The organism is Paenibacillus sp. HGF5 (genome assembly GCF_000204455.1).
In the GTDB taxonomy this organism is placed as follows: Bacteria; Bacillota; Bacilli; order Paenibacillales; family Paenibacillaceae; genus Paenibacillus_AQ; species Paenibacillus_AQ lautus_A.
In genome coordinates this window covers 1-19,400 of the sequence record NZ_AEXS01000068.1, presented here as the reverse complement: position 1 = coordinate 19,400, position 19,400 = coordinate 1, and the positions used below count along the sequence as shown (strand labels likewise).

General features: G+C 50.5%; 15 protein-coding genes. 12 read left to right on the top strand and 3 right to left on the bottom strand.

Going from position 1 to position 19,400, the window contains the following annotated elements; genetic code table 11:
* From thiM to HMPREF9412_RS11930, 5 genes are all read left to right on the top strand, one after another.
* Nucleotides 1-842, top strand: an 842-nt coding sequence (thiM, locus tag HMPREF9412_RS11955; RefSeq protein WP_009591769.1) for a hydroxyethylthiazole kinase, incomplete at its 5' end; no start/stop codon positions are given.
* The gene (gene thiD / locus HMPREF9412_RS11950) at nucleotides 839-1,840 is read left to right on the top strand and encodes a bifunctional hydroxymethylpyrimidine kinase/phosphomethylpyrimidine kinase (RefSeq protein ID WP_009591767.1); all 1,002 of its coding nucleotides are present in this window, start codon (nucleotides 839-841) and stop codon (nucleotides 1,838-1,840) included. The genes thiM and thiD, both read left to right, overlap by 4 nt.
* Nucleotides 1,837-2,511, top strand: coding sequence for a thiamine phosphate synthase (gene thiE, locus HMPREF9412_RS11945; protein ID WP_009591770.1), 675 nt, complete (start codon nucleotides 1,837-1,839; stop codon nucleotides 2,509-2,511). Before thiD ends, thiE begins: the two co-directional genes overlap by 4 nt.
* Nucleotides 2,512-2,762: 251 nt before the next feature.
* On the top strand, nucleotides 2,763-4,715 hold the full coding sequence (locus HMPREF9412_RS11940; protein WP_009591765.1) for a BglG family transcription antiterminator: 1,953 nt from the start codon (nucleotides 2,763-2,765) through the stop codon (nucleotides 4,713-4,715).
* 544 nt (nucleotides 4,716-5,259) lie between these two features.
* Complete coding sequence (locus HMPREF9412_RS11930) at nucleotides 5,260-7,278, top strand: PTS fructose transporter subunit IIABC (protein WP_009591759.1); 2,019 nt, start codon at nucleotides 5,260-5,262, stop codon at nucleotides 7,276-7,278.
* A 131-nt stretch (nucleotides 7,279-7,409) separates the two neighbouring features.
* Here HMPREF9412_RS11930 and HMPREF9412_RS11925 read toward each other — a convergent pair whose 3' ends face one another.
* Together HMPREF9412_RS11925 and HMPREF9412_RS11920 are read right to left on the bottom strand one after the other, a co-directional pair.
* Nucleotides 7,410-8,390 carry a BtrH N-terminal domain-containing protein gene (locus tag HMPREF9412_RS11925; RefSeq protein WP_009591773.1) on the bottom strand — a complete coding sequence of 327 codons (981 nt, stop codon included), beginning with the start codon at nucleotides 8,388-8,390 and terminating at the stop codon, nucleotides 7,410-7,412.
* Nucleotides 8,374-8,946, bottom strand: coding sequence for a PadR family transcriptional regulator (locus HMPREF9412_RS11920; protein WP_009591757.1), 573 nt, complete (start codon nucleotides 8,944-8,946; stop codon nucleotides 8,374-8,376). Before HMPREF9412_RS11920 ends, HMPREF9412_RS11925 begins: the two co-directional genes overlap by 17 nt.
* Before the next feature lie 265 nt (nucleotides 8,947-9,211).
* Between HMPREF9412_RS11920 and HMPREF9412_RS11915 the strand changes: the two genes are divergently transcribed.
* Together HMPREF9412_RS11915 and HMPREF9412_RS11910 are read left to right on the top strand one after the other, a co-directional pair.
* Complete coding sequence (locus HMPREF9412_RS11915) at nucleotides 9,212-10,366, top strand: WXG100 family type VII secretion target (RefSeq protein WP_009591756.1); 1,155 nt, start codon at nucleotides 9,212-9,214, stop codon at nucleotides 10,364-10,366.
* A 14-nt stretch (nucleotides 10,367-10,380) separates the two neighbouring features.
* The gene (locus HMPREF9412_RS11910) at nucleotides 10,381-10,782 is read left to right on the top strand and encodes an Imm7 family immunity protein (protein ID WP_009591764.1); all 402 of its coding nucleotides are present in this window, start codon (nucleotides 10,381-10,383) and stop codon (nucleotides 10,780-10,782) included.
* A 123-nt stretch (nucleotides 10,783-10,905) separates the two neighbouring features.
* On the opposite strand, the gene HMPREF9412_RS11905 is transcribed toward HMPREF9412_RS11910, so the two are convergent.
* Nucleotides 10,906-11,265: a hypothetical protein gene (locus HMPREF9412_RS11905; RefSeq protein ID WP_254664036.1), complete on the bottom strand. Its 360-nt coding sequence runs from the start codon at nucleotides 11,263-11,265 to the stop codon at nucleotides 10,906-10,908.
* 490 nt (nucleotides 11,266-11,755) lie between these two features.
* Here HMPREF9412_RS11905 and HMPREF9412_RS11900 point away from each other — a divergent pair, with 490 nt between their 5' ends.
* From HMPREF9412_RS11900 to HMPREF9412_RS11880, 5 genes are all read left to right on the top strand, one after another.
* On the top strand, nucleotides 11,756-14,140 hold the full coding sequence (locus HMPREF9412_RS11900; protein ID WP_009591762.1) for a helix-turn-helix domain-containing protein: 2,385 nt from the start codon (nucleotides 11,756-11,758) through the stop codon (nucleotides 14,138-14,140).
* Nucleotides 14,141-14,341: 201 nt separating this feature from the next.
* Nucleotides 14,342-15,892 (top strand): extracellular solute-binding protein, encoded by a 1,551-nt coding sequence (locus tag HMPREF9412_RS11895; protein ID WP_009591766.1) that lies wholly within the window; start codon nucleotides 14,342-14,344, stop codon nucleotides 15,890-15,892.
* A 21-nt stretch (nucleotides 15,893-15,913) separates the two neighbouring features.
* Nucleotides 15,914-16,870 (top strand): ABC transporter permease, encoded by a 957-nt coding sequence (locus HMPREF9412_RS11890; protein ID WP_036671979.1) that lies wholly within the window; start codon nucleotides 15,914-15,916, stop codon nucleotides 16,868-16,870.
* Between the two features lie 12 nt (nucleotides 16,871-16,882).
* Nucleotides 16,883-17,767, top strand: coding sequence for a carbohydrate ABC transporter permease (locus tag HMPREF9412_RS11885; protein WP_009591771.1), 885 nt, complete (start codon nucleotides 16,883-16,885; stop codon nucleotides 17,765-17,767).
* Between the two features lie 14 nt (nucleotides 17,768-17,781).
* The coding region (locus HMPREF9412_RS11880) for a sialidase family protein (RefSeq protein ID WP_009591761.1) at nucleotides 17,782-19,400 on the top strand (1,619 nt) is incomplete at its 3' end.

Sequence of the window (19,400 nt, the reverse complement as noted above, 5' to 3'; positions counted from 1 at the left end):
TGCGTTCATGGGAAAAAGAGGTTTCGGCGCTTTTAACGAAGGTACAGCAGACGAGCCCCCTCGTTCACAATATGACGAACGTGGTGGTTACGAATTTTACGGCTAACGGCTTGTACGCGCTGGGCGCGTCGCCGGTGATGGCTTACGCGCCGGAGGAAGTGGCGGATATGGCCGCCATCGCGGGCGCGCTCGTATTGAACATCGGCACGCTGAACCGCGAGCTGGTGGATGCGATGATGATCGCGGGACAATCGGCGAATGCCCACGGCGTGCCGGTGCTGCTGGACCCGGTCGGCGCGGGAGCAACCCGTTTTCGGACGGAGTCGGCGCTGCGGATCCTAAGCGAGGTGAAGGTTTCGCTCGTGCGCGGAAATGCGGCTGAAGTCGCCCACCTTATCGGGGAGGTCCGCGAGATCAAGGGCGTTGACGCAGGCAATAGCGCAGGCAGCAATCATGCCGAGCTGGCCGTGCGGGCTGCGCGCGAGTTAGGCACGATCGTGGCCATTACCGGTGAAGAGGACGTGATTACTGATGGAACGGAAGTGCGCATCATTGCCGGAGGGGATGCGCTGCTTACGAAGGTGACCGGCGCAGGCTGCCTGCTGACCTCGGTGGTGGGTGCCTTTGCCGCGGTAGAAGCGAACCTGCTGCTTGCAGGTACGGCGGGTCTGGCCTTCTATGGGGCCGCGGCGGCGAAAGCTGCTGAGCGAACGGCAGATCTGGGACCGGGAAGCTTCCAGATCGCTTTCCTGGACGAGCTGGCGAAGCTTCATCCAGGATCGCTGGAAGGGTATGCCGCTGTACTGGAAGCGGGAGCGGCGGCTGCCGGAGGCACACGATGAGCGAGGTTCGCATACCCCGTGCCCTGACGATTGCCGGGTCTGACAGCGGCGGCGGCGCCGGCATTCAGGCCGATCTGAAAACCTTCCAGGAGCTCGGCGTGTACGGCATGTCGGCGATTACCGCGATCACGGTGCAGAATACCTTGGGGGTTCACGGCGTATATCCGCTGCCGCCAGAAGCAACTGCGGAGCAGATTGAAGCGGTTGGCTCGGATCTCGGAGTAGATGCATTGAAGACGGGCATGCTGTTCAACGCCGAGATCATTCGGCTGGTTGCTGACCGGATTCGGGCATTCGGCTGGGGGAAGGTCGTTGTCGATCCCGTGATGATCGCCAAGGGCGGAGCGGAGCTGCTGCAAAGCGAAGCGGTGCAGGCTTTAAGAGAAGATTTGCTGCCGCTGGCGTTGATCGTCACCCCCAATATACCGGAGGCCGAAGTATTGGCGGGGATGCGTATCCGCACGATGAACGATCGCAACGAAGTGGCGAGACGCATTCATGATCTGGGGCCAAAGATGGTTGTGATCAAAGGCGGGCATGACGAGGGCGTGCTTGGCAGCGGTAAAGATCACGAAAGAGATAGGGGGCCAGCTATAGCGGCGGGTATGCAGCAGGAAGAGCTGCCTCAGTTCGAAAGGACGCACGGTCAAACGAGCACAGCCATGCCTGCTGGGGAGTATAGGGGGGGCCGTCCGCTCTTTTCCAACGATGACGGTAATCCCGAAAGTCCTCCGGTCATCGACCTCGTATACGATGGTACGGCCTTCACAGAATTATATGGCAGACGAATCCATACCGTTCATACGCACGGTACCGGCTGTACTTTCTCTGCGGCCATTACCGCAGGCCTGGCCCAAGGCTTGAGCGCATTCGATGCGATTCAGAGCGGGCGCTTATTCATTCAAGCGGCCATTGAGTACGGATTGAACCTGGGGCAGGGACAGGGCCCGACCAATCATTGGGCATACAATAGCCGCCGTCAGGAGGTGCTGCGATGACGGGCAGAGTGGCACCCAAGATCATGAGACGGCATCTGCGGATGTACCTCGTGCTTGGCAGCGTGAACTGCAGCGTCGAGCCAAGCTTGGTCGTGCAGGAAGCACTGGCTGGAGGCGCAACCATGGTCCAGTTCCGTGAGAAGGGACAAGCAGCACTCGCCGGGGAGCCGATGATTCGGCTGGCCCGCCGTATCCAGGCCGAGTGCCGCCTAGCAGGCGTGCCCTTCATCGTCAATGACGATGTGGAGCTGGCACTGAAGCTGGACGCCGACGGCGTGCACGTCGGCCAGGACGACGAATCCGCGGCTTCCGTCCGCGAGCGGATCGGCAACCGGATTCTCGGTGTTTCCGCTCACACGGTGGAGGAAGCGCGGCGCGCGATTCTTCACGGCGCCGATTATCTTGGCATCGGGCCGATCTATCCGACCCGCTCGAAGGATGATGCCAAGACTGCGAAAGGCCCAGCAATTCTCCGTGAGCTTCGCGAAGCTGGAATCCATCTGCCGATCGTTGGGATTGGCGGGATTACCGTGGAGCGCGTGGAGGAGGTGATTGGAGCGGGTGCGGATGGCCTCGCGGTAATATCCGCCGTGACGGGAGCGGAGTCGGCGCGGGAAGTTGTAGAGGCTATTGTAGATAAGATACGTCGTGCAACCGAAGAGATTTCTTAAGATGTAAGAGGGACTATAATCGGATCATGAAACAAGGGGGCCGACTTCTGCGGCACCCTTGTTTTGTTTACGTCAGATTTTAGAATACTGTATATGCTCAGCTTTTCCGTCAACATGCCATTTCTTTTGATCCACTCTCGTGTAACCCTCCCAGATCCGTTTGCCATAGAGACCCGGATATGATATACGTAGGACAATGTACCCGCTCTACGATGAGTGAGCACTCCCATTAAGTTGAATAGGGGATCGGAATGAATAATAGGCAAAAAGAGATTTTTCGCAATTTGTTAATGGAACCGAACCGGCTGTGGCTCGTTCAGGATCTGGCGGATCAGACCGAGTGCTCGGAGAAGACGATCCGAAACGATCTGAAGGTGATTGAAGAATATATGGCTAAGCACTCCAGCGGCCATCTGGTGAAAAGGCCGGGACTTGGCGTCTATCTGGAGATCGGGGAAGCGGATCAGGCTGATTTATTCCACCGCTTGTATTCCAACGAGAGTACCGCCGAGGATGAATCCGATGAGGAACGGGTGCTGCATCTGGCATATCGGCTCTTGATGAACGCAAAGCCCGTAACCCTGCAGAACCTGGCTTCACCGTTTTACGTGAACAAGGCGATTATCCGTCGGGATATGGAAAAGATTGAGGGCTGGCTGCGGAGCTTTGATCTGAGCTTAATGACGAAGCAGCGAGTAGGCTTCATGATTGAGGGCTCGGAGAAGAACAAACGGATGGCGCTGGCGCGGTTGAACCAATTGATCAACCGTCCGGAGTTGACGGGGCAGATGATGCGTAACCAGTATGAACCGCACGAGATCGCCACCGTATACAATGAGTTAAAGGCGTTGCAGAGGCGGCATCAGCTCCGCTTCACCGATGAAGCCTTTGAAAGCCTGATGCTGCATATACTGCTTATGGTCAAACGGACCAAGCTGGGACAGCCGATTTCACTCTCTGCGCAGGACATAGCCTTTTTGGAGAACAAAGCGGAATTTGCCTGGGCGATAGACTTTTTGAAGCAGCTGCAAAAACTGTTCGCCGTCCCTTTTTCCAAGGAAGAAACCGCTTATCTAACCCTGCACCTGCTTGGCGGGAAGTTCCGATACACGCAGAAGGATGGAAGTGCCCGGCGGGGCGATCTGGCAGATAGCCACCCTCTGCTGCCACAGTTGGTTGAGCAACTGATTCGACGGATGTCGGAGCTGAATATGATCCCTTTTTCCAAAGACCAGGAATTATTGAACGGGTTGAAAGTGCATTTGTACACAACCATGAACCGTCTTCATTATGGTCTGGCTGTGTCCAATCCGATGCTGGCCGAGATCAAAAAGATGTACCCCTATATGTTCGATCGCGTCATCATGGCACTGGAAGAGGTAGGGGGAGCGCTCCAACTATACTTTCCCGAAGAGGAGGCCGCGTATTTGACTTTGCATTTTCAGGCGTCTGTAGAACGGCTTCATCAGAACGACAGCCACCCTCAGAAGGTCATAATCGTGTGTCATATGGGCGTTGGGATGTCCCAATTGCTTCTCGCGAAGGTGGAACGGAGATTCCCGTCCGTGCATGTAGAGACAACGATGTCCAAAGCGGAAGTTGAGGATTATCTGGCAGCTCATGAGGTGGATCTTGTCATTACGACCGTTGATCTGCCCGAGTTAAAAACACCTCATATCCTCGTTTCCCCTCTGCTTGAGGCCAGTGACGAGCGGAAGCTGGAGCAAGCGATTCGGGGGCTCGATGAGCCGGACGGCAGGGCGGCTGAAGAATCGGTCTTTTTGAAATATACGACGCCTTTTCTCATCTTTCCTCAGCAGGAGGTCGAGCGTCCAGAACAGTTAATCTCCAAGTTTGCGCAGATGCTGGTGGACAAAGGGTATGTCCAGGCAGGATATACGGAAAGTGTGCTGGATCGTGAGAATATGTCTGCTACGACGATTGGAGGAGGCATTGCCATCCCTCATGGCAGCTCGGAGCGGGTTAAACAGTCCTGCATCGTTGTGGTTACTTTGAAGCAGCCGATTACCTGGGGAACCGAGAAGGTAGAGCTTGTGTTCTTACTTGCTATCAAGCATGATGAGCGGAAAGAGATGCGGCAGCTGTTCAGGGAATTGTCACGGATCAGTGAGCAGCCGGCATTGGTCAGTGCGTTGTCTAAGGAGACGGACGCGATGCGGTTGCTGAATACGTTAAAAGGGTAAAATTAGTAGTAGAGGTTGTTCAAAAAGTCCGCTTTTGATAAGAAAACCTCTATCGAGGCCACTGCAAGGATGAGCGACCGCGATGCATAGGTAGGTTTTCTTGCGATATAGAATTTCATCAGTTCCACTGATAACTCATAAATTCTATATCTAACACGAAGCGAATCAGGAAGCAGCTCGGCATCGAATCTTGAATTCAGCCGGGCCTTCCGGTGCTCACGTACCCAAAACGTACGCTCCGCTCCTGACGTCCCTAGCTTCATCCAACCTTCTCGGTGCTGAAAATCGACCTTTTTGAACACGCACTATTTGAAACTGTGATGACGAAGCAGGACGGTATACCGTCCTGCTTTTTACATGTTGTTGGGGTCCCCCTTAGAGTATTTGGAATAAGCATCATAGGCTCCACTTTATGGGGATATTTGTTTGCGAAATAAACCTGTTTTTCCGGAAGTTCCGGTAAAAAGTTCATCCGATAACAGCGTTTTCAGCGTGTACACTATAAATGTAAGCGGGAACATGACAGCGAAGGAGAATGACGAACATGAAAATATTAGCGATTACTTCATGTCCTAACGGAATTGCACATACGTATATGGCCGCTGAGAATCTGCAGAAGGCAGGCGCGAAGCTTGGCGTTGAGATGAAAGTTGAGACCCAAGGCTCCATTGGCGTGGAGAATCAATTCACGGAGCAGGATATCCGCGAAGCGGATGGCATTATTATCGCAGCGGATAAGACGGTGGTGAAGGACCGGTTTGTGGGTAAAAAACTGCTTGTCGTTGGGGTGCAGGATGGTATCCGTCGTCCGGAAGAACTGATTCAACGGGTGATGAAAGGGGATGTGCCCGTCTACCAGGCACAGTCCAAGTCGGCTGAAGCTATGACAGGAGAGAACAAACCCAAACAAAATCCGATCTATCGCCACTTGATGAACGGTGTATCCTATATGGTGCCGTTTATCGTGATCGGCGGGCTGCTCATCGCAATCGCCCTGACGATGGGCGGCGTGAAAACACCGGGTGGTCTGGTGATACCGGAAGATTCCATCTGGAAAACGATTGAGAGTATCGGCGCGGCTGCGTTTACCTTCATGGTTCCGATCCTTGCCGGATTTATCGCCATGAGTATTGCGGACAGGCCGGGTCTTGCACCAGGTATGGTCGGCGGGTTCATTGCTGCGAACGGCAGCTTTTATGGAAGTGAAGCAGGAGCTGGATTCATCGGGGGGATTATTGCCGGTTTCCTGGCGGGTTATGTTGCACTTGCTATTAAAAGGATCAAGGTTCCTCGGTCGCTGCAGCCGATTATGCCCATTATCGTTATCCCGGTACTGGCTTCGCTAGTTGTAGGGTTAATCTTTGTCTTTGTGATTGGCGCTCCGGTTGCGGATCTGTTTGAAGCGTTAACCGTCTGGCTCGCAGGAATGCAGGGTACTAGTTCGATTCTGCTCGCGCTTATTCTGGGCGCGATGATTTCTTTTGACATGGGCGGTCCCGTGAATAAGGTTGCGTTCCTGTTCGGCTCGGCCATGATCGGTGAAGGCAACTATGAAATTATGGGCCAAATTGCCGTTGCCATCTGTGTTCCTCCGATTGCCATGGGACTGGCGGCCATGATGAACAAAAGGAAGTTTACACCTGCGGAACGTGAAGCTGGAAAAGCAACATTTACGATGGGATTGTTCGGTATTACCGAAGGAGCAATTCCATTCGCGGCGCAAGATCCTCTGCGCGTCATTCCGAGTATCATGGTCGGTTCCATGACGGGTTCGGTGATTGCCATGTTGGGCAGTGTCGGTGACAGCGTAGCCCATGGCGGTCCGATTGTAGCCGTGCTCGGTGCCGTGGATCATGTGCTGATGTTCTTCATAGCGGTCATGGCCGGTGCAGCCGTATCGGTTATCATGGTGAGCCTGCTCAAGAAAGATGTTGCAGGTGTGACTCCGGCAGTTGTTGGAGAAGGACCAGAAGCGATAGAGGATCCTGCCGGAGCAGGTGAATCGTCGACAGCAGACGCGGATGCACCCTTGGCTGCGGACTCAGCTGAAGTGGATTCAACCGTGATCAATAATGGTACAGCAACGGAGGTTTCTGCTATCCGCGTTGAGAAATTGACGGATATTGTGACACCGGATCTCATTAACCTGAATCTGGTCGGAACAACCCAGGATGCTGTCATCGACGAAATGATCGGTGTATTGGAGCGGAATGGGGCGATCAGAGCTGACGGAGATTTTAAACAGGCCATATTAGCCCGGGAACAAGAAAGCTCCACCGGCATCGGCATGAATATTGCGATTCCTCACGGTAAATCGGATGCTGTCCTGAAACCAAGCGTGGTTTTTGGTATCCAGCAGGATGGCGTCGACTGGAAGAGTCTGGACGGGAGCGAAGCCAAACTGATCTTTATGATTGCCGTGCCGCGTAATAGTAAACAGAATGCGCACTTGAAAGTGCTGCAAATGTTGTCCCGCAAGCTGATGGACGATGATTTCAGGGAAGCGCTCTTGGCAGTGACAACCAAGGAAGAGGCCTATCGATTGCTCGATCAGGTGCATTAATTCAAGACGCTGAGTGAATTCACCTAGACCAGCCCCGCACAGAAATGAGCGGGGCTGGTTTTGTACGTTTCTCGGCTTGCTTCCGCAAAATCCACGGATTTCCTTGTCAGCTGGCGGCATGCCAATCGCTTTCACAGCAATAACTCCATGGCTGCGCGTTCTTTATCCGCAATCTCGAGCAAAAGGTTGGACGCCTGCTGTAGCTCCTGGGTGTTACCTGATCTTCCCGCAAGGTCGATTGATGCGGAGACACCGGCCCACATTGGCGCGATCTCCGTAAACAAAAGGTAGGCTTGTTCGATTCTCGGGTCTTCCAACCGATCGGCGCATTCCTTCAAGTAATCCCGATACAGATTCCGAAACAGAGCACCACCGGTTCCCGCACGCTCCATCAGCAATGCGGTCAGGCATAAATCATGTTCGAACTGGTTGCTGCGGGAAGGCCACTTCAGAATCTCTTTGCTCATTTTTGCAATGCCTTTATTCCCGATATTGCGAATGGGCGGGTTCAGATAATCCTGCGCATTCTTGGTCAAGGATTCGCGTAATGCGGGAACGAGTGGCGGTAAAGCGTCGATCGGCTCGAGCGTAAAAGAACGATTTCGGGAACTCATGGCTCCCTTTGCGTCTCTGGCTGCGGCCAAGCTTGTCAAACGCGTCTTCACCAGTCCGCCCTGCTGCCTGGTATCTGCCATGTAGGCATATTCGTCATCCATGCCGTATAGGACCGCATAGTGACCGGCAAAGTGCACTTTGGTCGTGAAATAGTCCAGGTAATAGGAATCCAATTTCAGCCCAACCGGCATTCCGCGTTCGATGCAGCTCCGTACGTTCCGCCACGCTTTGTCGACGGACGACGTTTCTTGGACATTCACGGTCAAACCCAGCCTGTCGGCGAGGTTGGCCGTCAACTTATCCACTTTCACCCTTCCTCCGATGAACGGAAAATCCATTCCCTTCGAGTCCCAGTAAATGAATCCGAGCCCTTGTCCGAGTCCGAACAGCATCGGCTCCGATAGTTGGACTCCTGTATATTGCATTAAATTGCCCATGGTGGTCGTTTCGCAATGTTCGCCTTGGTAAGGAACGAAACCTTCAATGAATGTGGTCATCTTCCCTGGTCTCCTTCGACAATTCGTTAATTAGACTGGCAACGAACGCTTGCTCACTCTCTATTAGGCTGATCGGATGCAAGAACAGCGCCCTTACGTTCAGCGGCAATCGAACACCGCCTTGGGATTCGAATTTTTGCTTTATGCCTTCTGAAGCCTTCCGAAGAAAATCCAACCGTTTCCGCAATGCAGCCATGGCCATGTCGTTCCCGATAAGAGGCAAAGCGGCCAAACCGAGATCGAAGCGGTTGTCGCGCTCCCGTGCTGACGAAAGACTGTCAAGGACTTCATCTTTCAGCTTGGTCATACCGGCTTCGGTGAGGACAAACCGGGTCGGCATGGGGCCCTTGCCGGATTTTTCGTCGGATTCCTCGGATGCAATCCATCCTTTATCGCTCAGTTTCCTAAGCCCTACGTAAATTGAAGTCGTGCCGATGCTCGCCCATTCCCGATAGCCTCGTTGATCGACTAACTTCTTGATATCGTACCCCGAAGCTTGACGACATTCTGCGATCATTTGCAGCAGCATGAATTCCACATTTGAAATAGGGTGCATGAAGGACCCCCTTGTCTTTAATATTTCGCATATGTAATATAACACCAGTGAAATATAAGATCAACAACGGAATTCAGACATTGATCAAGCTTGCCGGGATCAAAACCGCATTGTATTAACGGCAGAGAAGACAGAGCCGGACATTGGTGATGAGATAGCGAGGGCTTTAATCGAGCTAAATCACATAAAGAGGACCTTGGAACCTTTTCCAGTTATTTGAAATGGAGTAGAATGACAATCTAACAAATGACGATGAGGTTGACCTATGTCCAAAATACTTGTGCCTCCTGAGGTGCTGCTGGCGGTGTCGGATCAATTCGATAGGGCCTCCGATCAGCTGGAAGCGAACAAGAATACGCTGAATCAACAGATCCAGATGCTGGCGTCGTGTTGGGACGGTACCACTTGCTCCCGATTTTATTATGATTTCCAGCAAGCCTATCGCGACATGAAATTGACGATCGAGCATATGCAGGTGACCAGTCAGGAATTGAAGAGAATCGCATATAAATTCATGCAGGTGGACAACGAGCAGGGAAACTTAGACCCTAGATGCGCGTCTCCGCAGATCGCAAACGCTGGAGGGATGAGCAATGTTCACTATAGCGAGGCCATGGAGGTAAAGACTTTTGGCAACCAACTGAAGGATCTGGGCAATGAAGCCAAAGCCTTTGCGATGGGTGCTAAATCCGGGGCTGCTGAGATGTGGGGCTCGGTTAAGGATACGGCAAACGCCTTGGTCGAAAACCCGATGGAAACCGGTAAGCAGATGGCTTACGATGTTACGGTAGGTACCGCTGAAGGGGTCGTGAATACGACCATTTGGGGTGCTAAAATGGCATTTGACGTCGGCGATACCCGGGAGAAATTCGGCGAAAGGATACAGGCCGAGGAAGAGCGAATGAATGAGATGGGGACGTCGACCTATCTGGGCCAGAAGGCGGCCATGATCCTTGGCGGCGTTGCGCTTAACCGGGTTGGCGTAAAAAAGATCCCAAATCTCAAGCATGATTCGGGAGGAGATGGCGGTAAGGGGCAGGGGGCAGATGGGACACCAAATGCTAATGGGAAATATTCCGGAAAATTAGTTAAGGTTCCTAAAGGGGATGCAGCAGCCGATATGTTAGGTGAAAAATTAGGCGGCGAGTCTAGAGTGAAATTTAGCAATGATCCGAATGGACGTGAGTTTGATGCTGTAAGTGATCAGTATATAGCACAAACCAAACCACCATTAAACAGTTTAGATAAGCAATTTAGAAAGCAGGCAAAAGCTACAATAGAAGCTGCCATTGAGACAGGTAGAAAAGCTTATTTTCATTTTGAAGGAAAACCCGATGATAGGGTTACTCGACAACTCCAAGAGTACGCCGAAAGATACGGAGTGGAAATAATCATCGATACTAAACCGTTAAAACCATGAGAGGATGAATTGAAATGTATGAGTATCACGGATGGGCAACTATTAGAGAGAGTTCTTCAATTGAAGAGGACGAAGAAAATTACTCGATCATTGTTCAAAATATTCAATCGTATTTTGATGAGTTAGAGTGGCCCTCTGGAGTATTGGACCTAAGAGCAGTCAATGGCGACTATCAAGTTTGGATAGCAGGTCTTAATAATCACAGACCTGAGAAAAAGCATAATCCGGTTGAGGTTTTAAAAAGGGTTGGAGAGCTGGCTCCGGGTTCCTATGGAGTTCTGTATGTAAGAGATAGTGACGATGCCGAATTTTTCAATGAATTCAGAGTTTACACTTTAATTCGAGGAGAAATCATGGAGCATAATGATCCGTTCCTGTCCCCATTTATTCCAAAGATTGAGGATGCTTACGAGTAATATAATTAAGAGAATAATTTTCAAATGACAAAATAATAGGTGATCTTTTTTTATAGCGAATTAATTTCAATGAAACTAAAGCCTGCCGTTTACCCGGCAGGCTTTTGAAATAATCAACTTTTGTTATCTCTTCTCATAATAATAACCCTTCAATATCACCTGATTTGTATCAGTGGTTATTTCCTCCTCAATATCCCGGTTAGCGATCTCATCTCTCGGAAATGGTTTCGGGAAAGGGGCGTAATAAAAATCTCCATATTCAGTTACCATCATCTCCGCTGGTTCCGTTCGAGCTCTTCGATCGTATTCTTTTGCCCAATCCGGAATTTCTTTTTTTGGCGGAGTGGTTTCTTTAATAGTTGATTCTTCAATTTGCTTATCAACTTGTTTATGATCTATAAGTTCTCTGATCATAAAAAATGCAAGGATTAATACAAGAGAGCATGATGCAGTGATTACAACCTTTACATACTTCCTTTTCATGATCATTTACCCCTTCTGATTAAAGAACGTAAATAGTATAAACTGATTTTGAATTATTAGGCAGGAGAAACATAACAAGTGATAAAACCTTTTTCTTATCAAAAAGGAATCTGCATTTGCTTATCGGCTTCTTGCGGCAATTATATCATAAAGTAAGAAAATATGGGATTATTTGGTACGAAATAATGAAATAAGAATACAATCATATATTTTCGTGCGGTCTATCTCCCTCCATGAACGGAGATGTACAAAAACAGACAGGCAAGTTTTTCGTTTCATTTTTGGGAAGTGTTTGGAGCATATGATCAGGTTAAATCATAAAATTATTACCTTATGAATCTGATTGGTGTTATAAGAACCATAAGGTATAATCTGAAATAAATATTCTAAGCGCTTTATAGTTGGTCGGAACTTCATTCATGCGTAGAATGCTTCCTTGAACTGTTCCGTGCTAGCGTTGTCTTCATAATTCGGGCCAAGGGGGATAAGGATGCTTCAGATGAGAAATTGGATCGATTCCGTTGGAAGGATGAAAAAGCGTAAGTTTTTTCTTAGGTTAATTGTCACGACGGTGCTGATTACCGTGCTTCCGAGTTTGGTCTCCAATATTTTTGCCTATTACAGGGTATCCGGCATTGTAGAGGAAGAGACGGGGAACAACAAGCTGCAATATTTGAACCAGACGATCAACACCCTTGAGATTTTACTGAACCGGATTAAAGAAAATTCGAATTTGCTTGCCCTCAACCGCTCGTTCATTAGCTTCGAGAATTTCCCGAACGGGGCTTACTATGAGGGGCTTCAAGGGGCTATCCCGGAGGAGGACCTGCCGGCGCTATATGCTTATCTGGAGGCCAAGAAGAATACCTTCCTCACGATGAACTCATTCAAACTCTCCGATCAATTCGTGGATTCCGTATACTTTTATGACAGTAGCAAGGATATAGTGATTACTTCAGATAATGACCGCTCCAACCGTCAGTTTCGGAGGGAGGACTTCTATGATAAAGACTGGTATGACGCCGTGCAGAACATACAGGTTAATCCTGTCTTCCTGGACACTCGGACCGCGAAACAATATCCTGAGGGAAAGAAGGACCTCCTATCCGTGATCTATAAATCCAAAAAAGCCAACAACGCCATTATCGTCAACCTTGATGCCGCCATGATTTATGAGGATATTATTAGCAAATTAAACGCGGCAGACGACATGTACGTTGTGTCCGCATCCGGAAATGTCGTATTTCGCAGCCAATCCTCAGCAGCAGGTGTTCAGCACATCGGGTTATCCGAGGCTCTGCAAAATGCCAAGTCAGGGTCATATTCCATTGAGCTCGATGGCAGCAAGAAGCTGGTCAGCTACTCATCCTCCGCATTGCTGGATTGGACCTTCGTCAACATATCCGATATGGGGGTGTACACCCAGGGCACGATGGACATCAAGCAGACGATCACGTATTCTGCCGGTGCTTTAATCCTGCTGTCATTGCTTCTCTCCTACTTCTCTTCCAAGAGCTTGTATAAGCCGATCTCCCGTTTGAATGCACTTGCGAAGGGGAGGAACGATGGGCAAATCCAACAGGTCAGCGAGCAGGCTAACGGGCCTGATGATGAACTCAGCGTCATTGGCAGCTTTGTCAGGTCGACCATTGATGAGCGCAACTATTATAAGGAACGGTTGGAGGAAAGCCTGCCCTTTCAGCTGGAACGGTTCAAGCTGTCGCTGCTGCAGCGGCATACGATGAGTCTTGAGGAAATTGAAGCGAAGAAGGATTATCTTGAACTGAATATCAGACTTCGCGAGCTCTCGGTGTTCTTGCTGTCCATTGATGAAGAGATGGCATCTAATGGAGAAGATATGCTGGCGCAGGACTTGTGCAAGATCAAGGTAATTGATGCCTTGCAGGACAGCGAGGTGCTTGGGTGGGGTACTACATTTTTCGTCGTCAATGTGGAGAGGGACAAGATCGCGGTTGTTTTTAACCTGTCCGGTAAAGGACGACAGCAATTGTTCCATCTGGCGCAGCAGCTGCTCGATGAGGTAAATGCACGGCTGGGCGTGCAATTTTCACTTGGCGTCGGAAACATCTGTAGTGGGATCGAGGAGCTGCCCCTTGCTTACGAAGAAGCGGCAGAGGCATTAAAATACCGTATTCTCTATGGAAAAGGTTACGTGATATCCATGGACGATATCCGTGCCGACAACGGGCAAACCTTTCATTATCCGAGCCAGATTGAGGAGAAGCTCAACAACTATATCCGGACTGCTTGCTTGAAGGAAGCCCTTTCGATGTTCGATGCTTTTGTGGCCGAGATCGAGGCCTGCAAACACAAACTGCATTACAACCAGATCCAGCCGATCTTCATTCAATTGTTCACGTCCATCCGGTATTCCTTCGGCTCGTTTGGAACAGGCATCGAAATTCTGTTTGAGAAGGGAACGGATCCCTACCGGGAGCTGCTCGATCTGGGATCGATGGATCACATCGTCACCTGGTTCCGGTCGCTAATAACCCGCGGGGTTGAATGCATTCGTCAGGAGATGGATGCCAGAGGCAACCAGCACATTGCCAAAGTCATTGAAATGTTGGAGAACGATTACGATAAGGATATTTCGTTACAGTGGGTTGCCGAGCAGTTGAATCTGAACCCGGCTTATATCAGCAGACTATTTAAGCAAAGCACCGGTCAGCCCTTCATTGATTACCTGAAGCAGGTGCGGATCGATAACAGCAAGCGTCTGCTCGCGGAAGGCAGACTTAAGATCAAAGAGATCGGCAGGCAGGTCGGATTCGGCAGCGCCCACTATTTTATTAAGGTATTTAAGGAAATAACCGGGCTTACCCCCGGTGAATACAAAAAAATATACTCATAGCATCGATCCCGGGACCTTACTCCAAGCGAAGGAGTACCGGGATTTTTGTCTTACGTAACAAATATTTGATAAGTAGAAATCATGTTATAAATGTACAACGTTTTACATGTTAAGCGCTTACAAATCGTGATAAGGTGTCTCCTGAAGCAGGTCCCAGCCATGTTGGAATCGCGGACCCAACCCATTTAAGGAGGGAAAAGAATGAAGAAGTTGGTTCATACGGCGTTGACTGCCATGCTGGTGCTTTCGCTTGCGGCATGTACCGGTGGAGGATCGGGAGGGAGCGGAGGCGATGGAGACACGGCCGGGTCCAAGGAGGTTAGCGGAGATTCGAACAAGGGATCCGGGGAGATGGCTAAAATTTATATTTATCAAAATACCGGGGCCTTGAATCAAAAGCCGGAAGGCAGTATTCCGGATGCGCTAGAGGAAATGAAGCAGATGTATATGGATGAACTTGGTATTGAGCCGATTGCGATTGTACCGCCTAAAGGCTCCGAGGGCGAAAAGCTGAATTTACTGCTGGGATCCAAGGATGAGGTGGATGTATTTCAAGGGGATTGGGATCAATATGCCTCGAAAGGGGCGATCATTCCACTAAACGATTTGCTGGAGCAGCATGGCCAGGACATTCTGAAGTCATGGCCTCAGGAAGCTTGGGATTATATGACCGATAAAGACGGGAAAATCTGGGGCATTCCCAGGGGGCTGCCGTCCGTTCATTATCCCGTCTGGATTCGTACGGACTGGCTGAAGAAGCTGAATCTGGAAATGCCTAAGACCATTGATGAGCTCGAAGCGGTCATGAAGGCATTCCAGGAGGGTGATCCGGACGGCAATGGCAAGGCGGACACGATCCCGATGATGACCGATCTGGGCGGTATGAATAATGCGCTGATGGGCGCCTTCGTCGAGGGCGGCAACAGTAATTGGCTTGATCCCGCCGACAACAAAATCAAACCGGTCGAGCTTGCGCCGGGCTATCAGGATTATTTGGCCAAGATGGCGGATTGGTATCAGAAAGGCTACATCTATAAAGAAGCATTTGCAAAATTCGATCCGCTGGAGCTGCTGAAAACCAACCGGGTCGGGACCTCCTCCATGTGGTATTCCAGGATTACGCTGCTGTTCCCGCAGATCAAGCCGAATCTCCCGGAGGGAGCCGACTATGCAATTGCTAAGGATCTAACGGGTCCAGCAGGAAAGCTGATGACAGCATCGCGCGGAAACACAACGGGCATGCTGATCACCAAAAAAGCCAAAAATCCGGAAGCCGTCATCAAATTCATCAACCATCAATACAAGGATTTGCCGACCAATACGCTGAATGCAGCCTTCGGGAAAAACTGGAAGTATCTCGACGACCAAAAGTTCGAGATCGAGCTGCTTAGCCCGGATCTCCGGTATGCCGGCGAATATATGCTCTCCCTGGGCCTGGCGACGGAGAACAAATACGCATTCCGCGATCCGGTGAAGAAGATGCACGCCGATTACCTGAATCATGAGATTACCAACGTTAGCGCTGCCAAAATGCCGCTGGATGCGACTGTCGTATATGACAAGGAGCGGCTGAAGCAGAATGTTCCGATGATTGAAGATCTGGACCGTCTGCGGAGCGAGGAGCTCGTTAAGTTCGTGACCGGCGTAAGACCCCTGAGTGAATACGATCAATATATCGAGCAGTTGAACAAAGCCGGATTGCAGATGTGGATCGATGAATACACAAAGCAATATTTTGAGTTGAAAAAATAAGACGGGAGGGCTGCGTGTGTGATGGAGCTTAACACTGCGACTGTTCCCCCGCCGGCCTTGAAGAAAAGAAGCCGATGGGCTGCAGTTAAAAAGCATCGATTTTACTATTACTTGATTGTGCCCGGGATCCTTTATTTTCTCATATTCGATTACGTGCCGATGTTTGGCGTCATCATTGCCTTCAAAGACATTTCGCCGTTTGAAGGGGTACGGGGAATATTGACGGGGGAATGGGTGGGGTTCGATCATTTTATCCGTTTCTTTGATTCCTATTATTTCTGGAATGTGCTGCGCAATACGTTTCTGATCAGCTTTTATAATCTGTTGTTCGGGTTCCCGGCCGCCATCATTTTGGCGCTCCTGATGAATGAATTGAAGAATGGGCTGTTCAAACGAATCGTTCAAACGGTCTCGTATTTACCGCACTTCATCTCCACGGTTGTGGTGGCAGGTCTCATCATGATGATGCTGTCCACGGACAACGGGCTGCTAAATGCGATTATCGTGTTTTTTGGAGGAGAGCCGATTCTGTTCCTTGGAGAGCCCAAATACTTCCGGTCCATCCTCGTTGTATCTCACGTGTGGCAAACCGTCGGGTGGGGGACGATCTTATATCTGGCCGCCATGGCGGGCATTGACCCGGGGCTATATGAAGCTGCGAGAATCGACGGTGCCAACCGGTTCCGTCAGGCATGGCATATTACAGTGCCAGGCATTTCACATGTGATTGTCATTATGCTCATTCTGTCGATCGGAGGCCTGCTTAATGCAGGCTTCGAGAAGGTGCTGTTGTTGTATTCGCCTGCCGTCTACGGGGTGGCCGACATTATCGATACGTATGTGTATAGAGAAGGCTTGACATCACTTAACTATTCATTTGCTACTGCGGTCGGCGTATTCAAAAATTTGCTGGCGATGGTGCTCATATTAGGAGCGAATTATATTGCCAAGCGAATGAACCAAACGGGAATCTGGTAAGGGGGGGATACGGTGAGCGGAATAAAGCCTACGACAAGCGAACGAATTTTTGATGCTGCCAACATTGTTTTTCTGATCTTCTTGTCCCTCATGTTTGTTATTCCGTTCCTTGCGGTGCTCTCGACGTCGTTTATCAGCGCTGAGGAATCCATGCGCCGTGGAGCGTTCGTGCTCATACCGGAGAGGCTGGATTTCGCAGCCTACGATGTGCTGCTTAACCGCGGGAAAATCATTTTGAATGCTTATCAGGTTACGATCTTCCGAGTCATCGTCGGCACCATTCTCAATCTGTTATTTACGTCCATGCTGGCTTACGGATTGGCACGGCGGAGCTTGCCCGGACGAAACGCCCTGGTGCTGTTCATATTTCTGACGATGATATTTCAAGGCGGTTTGATCCCTAATTATATGCTGATGGATACGCTGGGGCTTAAAGATACGCTATGGGTGCTTATTCTTCCCAGCCTGATCAGCGCATGGAATTTATTTATTCTCCGGAATTTCTTCATGGGACTCCCGGAGGAGCTGGAGGAATCCGCCGTCATTGACGGGGCCACCCCTCTGCTGATTCTGTTCAAGATTGTCATTCCGCTGTCCATGCCGGCGATGGCCACGATCGGTTTATTCTATGCGGTGCATCATTGGAATGATTGGTTTGGGGCATCGATCTACATGAATGATGTCAACAAGATGCCGGTTCAGGTCATCATGCGCAACATTTTGCTGACCGGGATTACGCAGAATGAGGCCCAGCTGGAATACGTAAGCAATCCGCCTCCGGCTGCCACGCTGAAATCCGCGGTCATTATAATCAGTACGCTGCCTATATTGTTTGCTTATCCATTCCTGCAAAAATATTTCGTTAAGGGAGTTATGGTTGGCTCCATCAAAGGATAGGAGGGTTCATTAACATGATTCCATTCCGCAAAGCACTCATTGGCTGGATGATGCTTGTCTTAATTGCTGCCCACATTCCTTATGGTTCTGCTGGCGTGAGTAACGCTGCCGAAGCCCAGGCTGCGGCTGATGGGGAACCGCAGTTTCACAATATCGATTTGTTCGTAGCTGGTACGGAAGGGTATCATACGTTTCGTATTCCGACGATATTGACAACCAAGGATGGGACCCTGCTGGCATTTGCCGAAGGACGTAAGAACAGCGCTTCCGATACGGGCGACATCGACCTTGTGCTGAAGCGCAGCTTGGACGGCGGCACAATCTGGGAGCCGCTCCAAACCGTGTGCGACATGGGGGCGGATACTTGCGGGAATCCAACGGCGGTGCAGGATGAGAGCAATGGCCGCATATGGTTATTTATGAACCATAATTATGGCGACGACACCATTGAAGAGATCAACAATGGAACGAGCCGAGGCGTGCGTACGATCTGGAGCTCATACAGTGATGATGATGGAGCTACCTGGTCGGAACCGGTTAACCGATTTGAGGAGGTGCAGCCCTCCAATATAAGGTGGGATGCAACCGGACCTGCAATCGGTATTCAGCTTCGGCATGGGCCAAACCAAGGTAGGCTGGTAATTCCGGCGATCGGCCGAAATATTCAAAGCGATGACCATGGCTTAACCTGGTATCAAAGCGGTTATATCCAAGCAGACACGAACGAGGCGACCGTTGTGGAGCTGACGGACGGCACATTGATGCGGAACGACCGTTTGTCCGCTAACAAAGAGCTGAAGCGGAGGGCGATATCGACAAGCAGCGACCAAGGGGCGACCTGGTCACAGGTATTTTACACGCCTGAGCTGATCGATCCTGTTGTGCAGGCGAGCATTGTCCGCTATATGCCTGCCGATAATGAGCTGGGCAGCAAGCTGCTGCTGTTCGCCAATCCGGCCCATGAGAACGTCAGGGAAAATATGACGGTCCGGCTCAGTTATGATGACGGAGCCACCTGGCCGGAAGCAAAGACCGTATACAGCGGCCATTCCGCCTACTCCTCGCTCACCGTGCTGCCGGACGGAATGATAGGCCTGCTGTTTGAAGGCGGAGGTTACACTCCATACGACAAAATCATGTTCGCGAAATTCAATTTAGCTTGGTTCGGCGCGGAGGAAGCGCATCTGGACGAACTGATGTTCTCTGAAGGCTCATTGTCTCCCGTATTTCGGGGTGACATCGGATATTATCGTTTGACGTTGTATGAAGGAACAGAAGAGGTGACGGTGACGCCGGTTACATCGAATAACGGAATTGAAATTGAAATAGCGGGCGAACCGGCGGCTTCAGGTGAGCCAAGAACAATTCAGGTCGACGGACTTGAAGATCTTCTCATTACGGCCAGGTTGGGCACCCAAACACGCACCTATTCGATTGAATTGGATAGGTCCAGACCTCGTCCGGAGCTGCTGCTGCATTGGGATTTTGAGCAGGTAGACGATAACGGCGTAGCGGATGTGACAGGCAGAGGACATACCGGTTTGCTGAAGAACGGTGCGGCGGTACGGCCAGGGACGGCCTCCCCACGGGCAGGGCCATGTCTTCATCTGGATGCCTTGCAGCGTTCTCACGT

Bases quoted from the DNA above. Each gene is read 5' to 3' on its own strand.
- thiD (WP_009591767.1), top strand. From the start codon at position 839: ATGAGCGAGGTTCGCATACCCCGTGCCCTGACGATTGCCGGGTCTGAC.
- thiE (WP_009591770.1), top strand. From the start codon at position 1,837: ATGACGGGCAGAGTGGCACCCAAGATCATGAGACGGCATCTGCGGATG.
- HMPREF9412_RS11940 (WP_009591765.1), top strand. From the start codon at position 2,763: ATGAATAATAGGCAAAAAGAGATTTTTCGCAATTTGTTAATGGAACCG.
- HMPREF9412_RS11930 (WP_009591759.1), top strand. From the start codon at position 5,260: ATGAAAATATTAGCGATTACTTCATGTCCTAACGGAATTGCACATACG.
- HMPREF9412_RS11925 (WP_009591773.1), bottom strand. From the start codon at position 8,390: ATGACCACATTCATTGAAGGTTTCGTTCCTTACCAAGGCGAACATTGC.
- HMPREF9412_RS11920 (WP_009591757.1), bottom strand. From the start codon at position 8,946: ATGCACCCTATTTCAAATGTGGAATTCATGCTGCTGCAAATGATCGCA.
- HMPREF9412_RS11915 (WP_009591756.1), top strand. From the start codon at position 9,212: ATGTCCAAAATACTTGTGCCTCCTGAGGTGCTGCTGGCGGTGTCGGAT.
- HMPREF9412_RS11910 (WP_009591764.1), top strand. From the start codon at position 10,381: ATGTATGAGTATCACGGATGGGCAACTATTAGAGAGAGTTCTTCAATT.
- HMPREF9412_RS11905 (WP_254664036.1), bottom strand. From the start codon at position 11,265: ATGAAAAGGAAGTATGTAAAGGTTGTAATCACTGCATCATGCTCTCTT.
- HMPREF9412_RS11900 (WP_009591762.1), top strand. From the start codon at position 11,756: ATGCTTCAGATGAGAAATTGGATCGATTCCGTTGGAAGGATGAAAAAG.
- HMPREF9412_RS11895 (WP_009591766.1), top strand. From the start codon at position 14,342: ATGAAGAAGTTGGTTCATACGGCGTTGACTGCCATGCTGGTGCTTTCG.
- HMPREF9412_RS11890 (WP_036671979.1), top strand. From the start codon at position 15,914: ATGGAGCTTAACACTGCGACTGTTCCCCCGCCGGCCTTGAAGAAAAGA.